The sequence below is a fragment of the Campylobacter concisus genome, assembly GCF_902460875.1.
Taxonomy (GTDB): domain Bacteria; phylum Campylobacterota; class Campylobacteria; order Campylobacterales; family Campylobacteraceae; genus Campylobacter_A; species Campylobacter_A concisus_AA.
In genome coordinates this window covers 248,281-258,017 of record NZ_CABPVR010000007.1, presented here as the reverse complement: position 1 = coordinate 258,017, position 9,737 = coordinate 248,281, and the positions used below count along the sequence as shown (strand labels likewise).

The 9,737-nt window shown below is 31.9% G+C and carries 15 protein-coding genes and 1 pseudogene; 12 read left to right on the top strand and 4 right to left on the bottom strand.

Annotated features, from left to right (window positions below; all coding sequences use genetic code 11):
* From F3H01_RS05140 to F3H01_RS05125, 4 genes are all read right to left on the bottom strand, one after another.
* The coding region (locus tag F3H01_RS05140; protein WP_149725132.1) for a restriction endonuclease at positions 1 to 559 on the bottom strand (559 nt) is incomplete at its 3' end.
* 88 nt (positions 560 to 647) lie between these two features.
* Entirely contained in the window at positions 648 to 800 is a 153-nt protein-coding gene (locus tag F3H01_RS05135; protein WP_223155372.1) for a type II toxin-antitoxin system RelE family toxin, read from the bottom strand.
* The gene (locus tag F3H01_RS05130; protein ID WP_149725056.1) at positions 790 to 1,041 is read right to left on the bottom strand and encodes a type II toxin-antitoxin system Phd/YefM family antitoxin; all 252 of its coding nucleotides are present in this window, start codon (positions 1,039 to 1,041) and stop codon (positions 790 to 792) included. The genes F3H01_RS05135 and F3H01_RS05130 overlap by 11 nt, the downstream gene beginning before the upstream one ends.
* Positions 1,042 to 1,122: 81 nt before the next feature.
* Positions 1,123 to 2,028, bottom strand: a complete 906-nt coding sequence (locus F3H01_RS05125) for a site-specific integrase (protein ID WP_223155370.1) — start codon at positions 2,026 to 2,028, stop codon at positions 1,123 to 1,125.
* Between the two features lie 213 nt (positions 2,029 to 2,241).
* Between F3H01_RS05125 and F3H01_RS05120 the strand changes: the two genes are divergently transcribed.
* From F3H01_RS05120 to F3H01_RS09195, 12 genes and pseudogenes are all read left to right on the top strand, one after another.
* Complete coding sequence (locus F3H01_RS05120) at positions 2,242 to 2,670, top strand: hypothetical protein (RefSeq protein ID WP_148800661.1); 429 nt, start codon at positions 2,242 to 2,244, stop codon at positions 2,668 to 2,670.
* 147 nt (positions 2,671 to 2,817) lie between these two features.
* The gene (locus F3H01_RS05115; RefSeq protein WP_148800663.1) at positions 2,818 to 3,078 is read left to right on the top strand and encodes a hypothetical protein; all 261 of its coding nucleotides are present in this window, start codon (positions 2,818 to 2,820) and stop codon (positions 3,076 to 3,078) included.
* 678 nt (positions 3,079 to 3,756) lie between these two features.
* Entirely contained in the window at positions 3,757 to 3,990 is a 234-nt protein-coding gene (locus tag F3H01_RS05110) for a hypothetical protein (RefSeq protein ID WP_103601009.1), read from the top strand.
* A complete protein-coding gene (locus F3H01_RS05105) occupies positions 3,956 to 4,249 on the top strand; it encodes a hypothetical protein (protein WP_149725055.1) in 294 nt (97 codons plus the stop codon). The genes F3H01_RS05110 and F3H01_RS05105 overlap by 35 nt, the downstream gene beginning before the upstream one ends.
* 393 nt (positions 4,250 to 4,642) lie before the next feature.
* Positions 4,643 to 5,077, top strand: a complete 435-nt coding sequence (locus F3H01_RS05100) for an SLC5/6 family protein (RefSeq protein WP_149725054.1) — start codon at positions 4,643 to 4,645, stop codon at positions 5,075 to 5,077.
* 216 nt (positions 5,078 to 5,293) lie between these two features.
* Entirely contained in the window at positions 5,294 to 5,518 is a 225-nt protein-coding gene (locus F3H01_RS05095) for a hypothetical protein (RefSeq protein ID WP_085658358.1), read from the top strand.
* An 80-nt stretch (positions 5,519 to 5,598) separates the two neighbouring features.
* On the top strand, positions 5,599 to 5,778 hold the full coding sequence (locus tag F3H01_RS05090) for a hypothetical protein (RefSeq protein WP_149725053.1): 180 nt from the start codon (positions 5,599 to 5,601) through the stop codon (positions 5,776 to 5,778).
* A gap of 20 nt (positions 5,779 to 5,798) precedes the next feature.
* A complete protein-coding gene (locus F3H01_RS05085) occupies positions 5,799 to 6,083 on the top strand; it encodes a hypothetical protein (RefSeq protein WP_107698005.1) in 285 nt (94 codons plus the stop codon).
* 247 nt (positions 6,084 to 6,330) lie between these two features.
* Positions 6,331 to 6,798, top strand: a complete 468-nt coding sequence (gene tssJ, locus F3H01_RS05080) for a type VI secretion system lipoprotein TssJ (RefSeq protein WP_149725052.1) — start codon at positions 6,331 to 6,333, stop codon at positions 6,796 to 6,798.
* A 1-nt stretch (position 6,799) separates the two neighbouring features.
* Positions 6,800 to 8,194, top strand: coding sequence for a type VI secretion system baseplate subunit TssK (gene tssK / locus F3H01_RS05075; protein ID WP_149725051.1), 1,395 nt, complete (start codon positions 6,800 to 6,802; stop codon positions 8,192 to 8,194).
* A gap of 8 nt (positions 8,195 to 8,202) precedes the next feature.
* Complete coding sequence (icmH, locus tag F3H01_RS05070) at positions 8,203 to 8,967, top strand: type IVB secretion system protein IcmH/DotU (RefSeq protein ID WP_081370941.1); 765 nt, start codon at positions 8,203 to 8,205, stop codon at positions 8,965 to 8,967.
* Positions 8,968 to 9,737: pseudogene (locus F3H01_RS09195) on the top strand (hypothetical protein); the annotation flags it as partial. It lies immediately after the preceding gene.

Sequence of the window (9,737 nt, the reverse complement as noted above, 5' to 3'; positions counted from 1 at the left end):
AAACATCTATTGTGGTACCACTTTCAATATGCTCAACCAAATAAAAATATCCATATTCTGTTATTAAAAGTAAAAAATCTTCTTTGATCTTATTTTTATCTATTTTATTAGAGATATGATTATATACTATGCTTGGATCACAAATTATTTTAGAGCTTTGTAAAACTTCAATTAGTCTGTTGGGCGTATAGAAAATAAAATCTCTAGAGTCTTTACCGCGTTCAATATCATCCTTAAGACCTTTTGCATCTTTTCCTAATTCAGATGTGGTTATTAGCCATACTTCAGAATATTCTTTAATATGTTTTATTCCAACAATATTTTTTATAACATCTGCCTGTATTTTATTATTTTCCGAATAGGCTTTACATTCTACATAAATCTGCCTGGAACGATTCGCCCTATTCCTACACAATAAATCCAATTCCATGCCTGTATTGCGAACCTGTGTTTCAACCTCATAATTTTGTATTTCTAATATTTTCTTAGATAGATCTTCCAATAAATCGCCTCTTTGTTTTGAGCTGTCTCCATTTGTAACGGCAACCTCTATTCTCATTTTTTATCCTTACATACAATATTATTTTTAAATTTTATTTTTATTTTTTACAAAAACTCTGAAACTTATTGGGGCTTTATCGCATCATTCAGACATCTTCATAGCCTCGTAGCTTGTCCTTTGCAACCTTTGGGTTTTCTAGACGCTCACTTAGCTTCTTTTTAAACTGCACTTTTATGCTATTGTCTAGCTTTTGCCACTCTTTTAAAGCACTTGGTAAGAACTCTAACTCATAGCTCATCTAGACTTACTTTTACTGGTTTTTCACCACTTGCTAGAGCAGTATCTACTGCTTTACTTAGATGATACTCTTCTATTATCTCTGCCATTTTTTCATAGACAGAGCTGGGTACTAGATAGGCGCTAGGGACATTGTGGTTTAGTATAGCTACGACATTATCTCCAGCTTGTTTTAAAATTTGAGCTGGAGACTTTTTTAGCTCACTTATGCTAGCTGTAAAATTTGCTTGTATAGTTTGCATTTTTATCCTTTATTTAATACCTAAAATAATACTAAATAAGATATAAGAATAGTCTTAAAACTCATGCTTTAAAATTTACTCCTATTCATTATCATACGATACCATCTCTACTTTAGCCTTTAGTGTGTTTGCATTAATAGGTTTAGCATAGGTGTTTAGCAAAATTTTATACTGCTTCTCATGCCCTACTATCTGAGCTATAAGATTTGCTTCTACCTCGCGCTGCACTAGATAGTCTATAAAGTAGTGTCTAAAAGAGTAGAAGGTCTTTTTAGAGTCTTTATCTATAAACTTTCTTTGGATCTGGCTTCTAAAAATTTCAGAGAAGTCCTTATTGCTTACCTTAAATATATTTCCGCTTTTCTTGCTATTAACATATTCTAGCAGGCCTAGATCTATGAGCTTACTATGGATAGGCACAAACCTAATGCTGTTTTTGGTCTTGGTAGTTTTACCATCATTTGTGTTTATGTTAAAGCAGTAAATTCCATCTTTTAAGACTATATCTTCTTTATGAAGTTGTGTGATCTCTTTTATCCTCATGCCACTATAAGCAGCTATCATTGTGACGTAGTAGAGCTCACTAGCCTCTATCCTTGAACTTGGTGATTTACCACTTTGTTTGATGTTAGTTACTATGTCAAAGATTTTCCTAGCTTCTGATACATCGTATGGAAGCACTGCCCTCTCATTAGGATCTACGTTTATCTTGACACTCATTTTTGCAGTTATGCTTTTATTTATATAACCACTATCAAAGCAGTAGTTAAAAAACTGAATAACCCTTATCATATATTTTTGGATAGTAGGCTCAGAGAGCTTATCGTCCTTTTCGCCTAGCTTAAGTATCTGAGATAAACTTTTATCTTTGTACTTACTCTTTTGAGCTAACTTAGTTGGAACTTTATAAAGAATTTCTCTAAATTCAAGCAAGTTATCTCTTGTGATCTTATGAACTGGCGTATCTTCGTTAAAGTATAAAAACAAGAGCTTTTTTACGCCAGTAACTAGTCTTTGTGTATCTAGTAACTTTTGGTGTTTGTTTCAATTATATGAAATATACCAAGTAAAATAAAAGAATGTATAGACAAAGGTGAACTAGATATAGTATTAGGTGATTATGAGAGCGTTACCGCAAGAGATACCGGAGCACTAGGTACGCTATTTGGCGGAACGGCTATAGCTTCAAAGACGGGCAAGATGGCTAAAATGGTAAAAGATGCAGGTAACGAAGCTATATTAGAGGTAGCAACAAGGCTATCTACATATACAGTAGTAGATACTGTTAAAATCTCCGGTAAAGAATATGTTAAAATTGGTTTTAATCATGTTACTGGTAATCCTATTGTAAGAGAGGTACGAAAAGTGAGTAAAGTGAGTGATGATTTTGCTAAAAATGACTTTGTAACATTTGGTAATAGATACGAGTTAGGAAATAATGGTTTAATGCCAATAGGTAAGAACTCTTTAAATAAAAGCAATATCAAATTGAATGAAAGTCCTAAATTTCATGATGCAAAGAGTCTAGAAGAAATAATATCTATTGGAGAAAGAAAATTTAGTGATTTTATAAATAGCTATGCTCCGTCTGGCTTACCTGAAGCTACGATTGCTGGTGGTATAGGCTGAGTCATGAGTGATCCGAGTGAACAGATAAAAGATAGTTATTTCGCATTAAAATCTAGGATTGGAGATTTTATAAACTATATACAATCAGATCAGGATAAATAAGATGTTTAAACGCATAGGCTGGTCTTTTTTATAGGATTTATGTGCTTGCTTGATTGCATATCTATGCTAATACATAAAAATGTAAAAATAGGCGAGAAGTTTTTTAAATTCGATGATGCTGGTAATTTATATCTTTTGCCAGCTTTTAGTTTTTTATTTTTGGGTATATATAGCTTTTGGATGGCTTTTAGAAAAGAGCCACCAGTCGTACAAAGACTAGAGGGCATGTGGTGCCCTGATTGCACGAAATTTTATAATATAGGCGAAACTACATGTGAAGTGTGTGGACAAGAGCTACTAAAGTAGTATAACACGCACTATGAAACAAGACCGAAACCAAAAACCGAGCCGCTGTTTAGATCAAAACCTAGAAATAAAAAGCGAAAGTTAAAGAGGTAAATTTATCGTTTAGCTCCTGTGGTAGCAATATAAAGAAAATAGGGTGGAAAAAGAAAAGCCAAATTTAAAATATATGTGGTGAAAAATGTAGAGAATTCTATCCGCTAGGTAGCAAGGAATGCAAACAATGCGATAGAAATTTAAAAAAGTACTATGTTAAGAATAAAGACAAAAATAAATACCTCAAAGATGAAAAAGATAGTGAAAAAACAAATAGAGAAATTTTATAATGCGGATATTTGCATTTACTGCACTTTGGGATTTGATGATGTTTGTGGTTGGAAAATAAAATATGTTTAAACGCATGGGTGGTTTTTTATAAAAAAGATGAATCTAATAAAAATAGCCAAGATAAAGCAGGCGCAAGCTACTCTGGACTAAGGTCAATAAACTACTCAAATCAAAGAAATTTAAGCTACGTACTATCTAAAAAACCTAGCGACTCTAGGTAACGGAAACATAGAGATAGCAGATAAAGAGAACTCCGATGATCTAGATAGGTTAAATAGGGATACCGCCAAACTAACGAAGGATCTAGCGGGTACCGGTATAAGCTCAAATGTAGATGCTAGTATAGATGCCAGGATGTTTAGTAAAGATGGTAGGAAAGAGATAGCAAAAGAAGTCAAGCAAATTGAAGATGGAGCTATACGGTTAATCTTTAATATGGTTTATAAAGATGAGGTACGCGAAGCAAAACAAAGTTTAAATAAAATTGCAAAAAAACTAGAAGCACTAAAAGAATCAGATATTATTAAGTATAATGAAGTAGTAAGTGCTTTAAATGAGTATTCAAGGGATAGAGAACAAAAAAGGTAAAAATGGAGAACAAGATTTCGCTCCACTGATTGCTATTCCTGTAGCATTAGCATGGTTTGCTACTTATCTTAATGCACCAGATAAAGATGATGAATTAAAAAATGGAATACCGACTGAAAGTCAAGTAGTTGCGACTGTAGTAGGTGGTGGTGCAGCAAATTTGGCAGCCAAAGGATTATCTAAAGCTGCATTAAAAGAAACAGCAACCACTAACGTAAAAACTGGTGCAATAGGAACTGTAGTAGATGGCACTATTTAAGTTGTAACGGAAGCAAAAGATAAAGCTATGCAAAAGTAAACTTTAAAGATCAAAGCTTTTTGGAGATAGGAAGTACCATGGTAGATAATATAAACAATATTAAATTTAGTGATTTTACATTGGATTATAATAGTTTATTGTATTCAGGCATAGCAACTGCTACAACCGCGCCTAGGTTTTTTGATACTTTAAAAAAATATAATAACTTAAGAGGTACTAAAAAACATTTGAAGATCAGTTAAAAAACACAAAAATCTAAAAGTAGAATAGAGAAACTGACAAATAGGATTGACGAACATGAAAAGGCTGCAAGGAGTAATATTATATTTCAAGGAACAAATAGTGTAGTAAGAGCCACTATAAAATATAGCCTTTTAAAAGAAATGAGTGAAGATGAATAGTTTTATTAGCAGAATAATTGACATTGGTTTTATGCCAAACGCTACATGGCTGTATTGGCTGGTATTTGACACTGTAGGATTACTATTTTTGAAGATGCTGATGGAGGATGTTATTTTAAGTTTATACTATCTTAAATTTAGGACAAGGGGTAATATCCAGTCTATTTTATATATCTTGTTTGACCTAGCAATTATATTCTTGATCGCTTTTTTGTTTTATAGGCTATATTTTAGTATCACTGGAGTAGAGGACATTTTATCTCTTATAGCAAATTTCTCACTCTTTCTTGTTGTTGTGGTTTGCTTTTATACTATTTTTGGGACAATTAGGCATTTGGTAAAACCACAAAACAATACCAAAGAGGCTAAGCCAAAATTCTTTAGAATGCCTCGTTCAAAAAGGCGCAAGGAAAATTTGAAAAAATAGTTCTAAAAATAGAAATGATCATAAGAGTAAATAAACAATAATGGCCAATACTCCAAAAGGAGGAAAATTAGGTAGCGACGGTATATTAAGACATAACGGCAAAGAGTATGTAGCTCATAGTATGGATATAACGGGAAATAAAGTGATATATCAACAATTAGGTAAAATAATAAACCGGTAGAGGTTTATAAAATTACTAACGATAAAGGTTATTTAGTGACAGCTTCTAAACCAAAGCTCTCTGCTTCGCAAAGCAGTCCTAGTACTTTAATAAAAGACGTAACAAAAGATATTAAATTTTATGATAGCTCAAAAACCCCGGGTATAGTAGCGGGTGGCACTATAGGCATAGGCATAGATATTGGATCGCAGTATATAAATAACGGCTATAGTTTTAAGGTGCATATGGCGGAGCTGCTAGCAGTTTATTCTCAGCAATAGTCAGAGGCGCTTTTGTTAACTCATCTACCGAGCTATACTCTCAGCTTAAAGATAGATCAAAAGATCTAGATGCAGAGAGAGTGGTCGGAAAAGGTTTTGCTGGTGGATTTTATGGACTGTTTGGTAGCCTTGCGGGAGCAGGCGGTAAAACCATAAAAGTTGGCGATGGAGATTTACAGACTGCAGCAGAAGTAGGAACAAATTTTCTTACTACAACAGGACAAGCTATTGCAGATAGTGTAGAAAACAAAAAAAGATAAAGCAAAAAAGCAGAGAAGCAATGAAAAAGAATTGGATTGTATTTTTTGGATCAATAGCATTTTTTATAGTAGGTGCTATTTGCATAATAATCCTAAAATTTCTCTTTGGAGAACACTATATTGATGCCATGGCTGTGTTGCTAATATTTGCCAATGTATGTTTTATGATAAAAAATGGTATAAAAAAGAGTGACTTTAAAAAAGAATATATACAAAAAATGGAAATAAAAAGAGGTGGTGTCGCTTTAATCCACTCTTTTTTAGTTTTTGTATTTTGGCTTCTTTACAATGCCACAATGGGATAAACATAAAAGTTGGTGATGGAGATTTACAGACTAAGGCTGAAGCTGAGGAAGTATATTTACTGGAATAACGCAGGTAGCTGTAGATAGTATGAGTAGTAAAGATAATAAAAATAACAAAGACGATAAAAAAGAATGAGAACTGATATAAAAGTTTTGTTTAAGAACATTAATTTTAAAATGAGCATCATCTAAATTTTTAGATATAATTACGCAAAAATAATATTATTAAAATCAGGTAAAGGAACTCATGAAAAAAATATTTAAATTTCTATCTTTTTTAGTATTTATGCTATTTCTTACAGGATGCGCAAAAGATCTTATTATAAGCAATATGCCAAATTCAAATTTGAACTATCATGGCGATAATGTTCCTATAACTATCATAGCTTATAAATTAAGAGATGTGGCTAAATTTAAAGAAGCTAGCATTATCGATCTAGCCGAGAGAAATGGTGAAATACTAGGTTATGACAAGATTGACTCTATAAAAACACAAATTCAGCCAAATACAAATAGATATGCTTTTACAAATGTATATCCTGACGAGGTTCCGTATGTCGGTATTTTGGTACTTTATGCTGATCAGAGCAAGACAAATATCAAGGCTTACAAAGCAACAAAAGAGATAAAAGAAAAAAATATAGTTTTTGCAATAACAAAAAATGGCGTAAATGTTTTAGACGCTAGTAGCTCTAAAATACAAGCAAGCAAATAAAATGTCTGAAAAGCTAAAAGTCGTTTGGTATAACGGAATGAACGTCGATAAGGTTCATTTCGAGCAACAAGAAAGATATTTTGAGAGAAATTTAAACCTAAAAACCATCTCTTCTTTTTCAAATTTATATGGTGTTTTAGATTTAGAAATTTCAAGCGATCTTTTGCTTCAAGGTAAAATAGGGCTAACTAAAATTTCTTGTATCTCTCAAGATGGCACGATTTTTAACGCGCCAGATCAAGATGAATTACCAGAGCCACTTGAGATAAGCCCAAGTGAACTAAACTCAGCCATTATAGTGTTAAAACTACCTATTAACTCAGGTCTGGTTGATATTAGCTTGCAAAATAATTTACCAAATCTAAAATTTACAGCCAAGCAAGCACTTATTAGCTCAAGAGTGCATGATGAAGCTAGCAATGATATATTAAACGAGCTAGATGATAAAGATGATTTTGAACTATCTTCTGCCTTTACACAAGATAAAGAAAATCTAATCCTAGCAAGCCAAAGATCATCTCTTGGAGTATTTGGCTCAAAGATGCCTTATGAGCTTAGCATACCAATTTGTAAAATAAAAAATATAGACCTAAATAAGCAAATAACACTTGACGAAAAATTTATTCCAACTTGTATTGACATCAGTAAAAACACCTTTATAACAAATTTTATAGAGGAGCTTAGCTTTGCTACAAAGCAACATCAAGAGAGTTATTTTGGGTTGCTAGGAGGTGTTGATCAAGCTAAAAATAGACTTGATTTTTCAACATATTTAACACTAAATATGCTAAAAAAATGGCATTTAATATTCTCTTATTTACTAAAGAAAGATAAATTTCACCCAGAGTATTTGTATGAAAAATTAGTTGATTTTCAGGCTGATTTGTTGGCACTTAGTCACGATAATAGTTTTAGCGAATTTATAGCCTACGATCACAATAATCTAACTCAAACTTTTGTGCCTTTGATAAATAATCTAAGACTTTTATTCTCACATATCTTATCTCCAAAATATATAATGGCACAGATTGTTAAAAATAATCACGGCTTTTATGACTGTATTTTTGATAATCCAAGCATTATTGAAAACTCAGAAATTTATTTTGCTATTCACAGCGATACGAAAAATGAGTATCTTCTTAAAAATTTCAAAGAGCAATGCAAAATCCATACTCAATCAAATATAAAAGGCATAGTTTCTTCACAGCTAAGAGGTATAAACGTAGAGCAAATTTCTGTTGTTCCTAGCACTTTACCAAAGTTAAACGATTATATCTATTATAAGATAGACAAAAAAGATGAAATTTTTAAAAGCTTTGCAAATCAAAATGTGATTAGCGTTTATATAACGGCAAATTTACCAAATGCTGACATTAAAATGTGGGCTTTATTATAAGGATAAAAATGAACGAAAATCAAAATGAAACCTCAGTTTTAAGTCAAACAAATCTTTTGGGCCTTGGCACAAATCTTGCACTAGATCACGTGTTACCATTACTTCTTTTGGCAAATAGGGTTTCAAAATTACAAAATTTTTCACAAAGCGAAATGGCAAATTTACGTGAAAAATTGATAAACGATATCTTAAGTACCACTTCAAAGATATCAAATCTAGGCATTTATGAGGAAGACGATATCATTAGGCTTAGATATTGCCTTTGTGTTTTTATAGATGAGAGCTTACTAAAAAATGAAATTTTTATGAACAGCTTTTGGGCCAATAATACCCTGACAACAAGATTTTTTAATGAAAATCTAGGCGGAAATAAATTCTTTGGCATTATGGATAAGTGGTTTGAAAATGTTGGCAAAAATAAAGATTTCTTGGAATTTATATATGCTTGTTTGGTGCTTGGCTATAAAGGAAAATATGAAACCCAAGAAGATTGCAATGAAAAAATTTCTTACCTTTGTGAAAATATAGCTGCAGCCGTTTCTCCGCTCATAAAAGCTGATGAAAATGTATTTGAAAAGAGCTACTTAAAACAGACAAAGAAAAGCTTTCTTGAGATATTTTCGCTAAAGCGCTTAAAATTTTATTTCATTTTGCTAGCCATTGCTATGATCGCAGCCGCGTTTTTATATAGTACATATTCTATGGATCAAAATAATATCAGAAACGATAGTGTCCTAAATAATAAGATAGAGAATTTTATGGATAACAAGTAAGTGCAAGATAATTTTTGTAATAAATTTAATGAAGATTTTTTAGAAAATGAGCTTTATATTAGTTTAACTGATGAAATGTCAAAGTATAAAACTTTGATGCATGATAGCATAAAGTGGGATTACGTATTTAGCTCATCTTTAAGAGCCTTAAGTGAGTTTAGTCTTGACGCCAAGCTTTTAAATTTCTTAGTGATTTCTGCTATAAATTTAAACGACAAAGAGGCTTTTAAGACACTTATAAAAGCCTTTGCTTTTTTTCTATTTATTTTGAAAAAAGAGCCAAATTCGCTTGCAAAAAACGAAAAGCAGCTACCTGCTAAAAAAAAGATAATAGCTCAGACAATAGAGCTTTTTACGCAAGCTAATGATAAAGCTTTGGATCAAGCTGACGCAAAAGCGTTTAATGACCTTGTGCCTGAGCTTTCACAAGAGCTTGGTATACATTTTGATACGCTTTATATAGAAGAAAAAAAAGAAGAAATTTTAAAAGCTAAAGAGCCAAAAGTCATTACTAAAACTGAGCCAACTTACTATCAAAACGTTTCATTTAGTGGCAATGATATTAGCACATTTAATGATAGAGAATTTAGAGAATATTTTATAAATTTATCACTAATGCTTTTAAGGAGTGATATTAAAAATTTTAATGCTTATGCTTTAATTTTTGAAGCAATGTGGGGCAGAATAAAGGCGCTCCCATCAAGTAGCGATCAAATAACACAGATACGTTATCCTGATGAAAATCTGATTATGCTTTTTAAAAAAAATAA

Excerpts from the sequence above, each read along its gene's own strand:
- F3H01_RS05100 (WP_149725054.1), top strand. The coding sequence starts at position 4,643 with ATGAATAGTTTTATTAGCAGAATAATTGACATTGGTTTTATGCCAAAC.
- tssJ (WP_149725052.1), top strand. The coding sequence starts at position 6,331 with ATGAAAAAAATATTTAAATTTCTATCTTTTTTAGTATTTATGCTATTT.
- F3H01_RS05120 (WP_148800661.1), top strand. The coding sequence starts at position 2,242 with ATGGCTAAAATGGTAAAAGATGCAGGTAACGAAGCTATATTAGAGGTA.
- F3H01_RS05130 (WP_149725056.1), bottom strand. The coding sequence starts at position 1,041 with ATGCAAACTATACAAGCAAATTTTACAGCTAGCATAAGTGAGCTAAAA.
- F3H01_RS05085 (WP_107698005.1), top strand. The coding sequence starts at position 5,799 with ATGAAAAAGAATTGGATTGTATTTTTTGGATCAATAGCATTTTTTATA.
- icmH (WP_081370941.1), top strand. The coding sequence starts at position 8,203 with ATGAACGAAAATCAAAATGAAACCTCAGTTTTAAGTCAAACAAATCTT.
- F3H01_RS05110 (WP_103601009.1), top strand. The coding sequence starts at position 3,757 with ATGTTTAGTAAAGATGGTAGGAAAGAGATAGCAAAAGAAGTCAAGCAA.
- F3H01_RS05105 (WP_149725055.1), top strand. The coding sequence starts at position 3,956 with ATGAGTATTCAAGGGATAGAGAACAAAAAAGGTAAAAATGGAGAACAA.
- tssK (WP_149725051.1), top strand. The coding sequence starts at position 6,800 with ATGTCTGAAAAGCTAAAAGTCGTTTGGTATAACGGAATGAACGTCGAT.
- F3H01_RS05135 (WP_223155372.1), bottom strand. The coding sequence starts at position 800 with ATGAGCTATGAGTTAGAGTTCTTACCAAGTGCTTTAAAAGAGTGGCAA.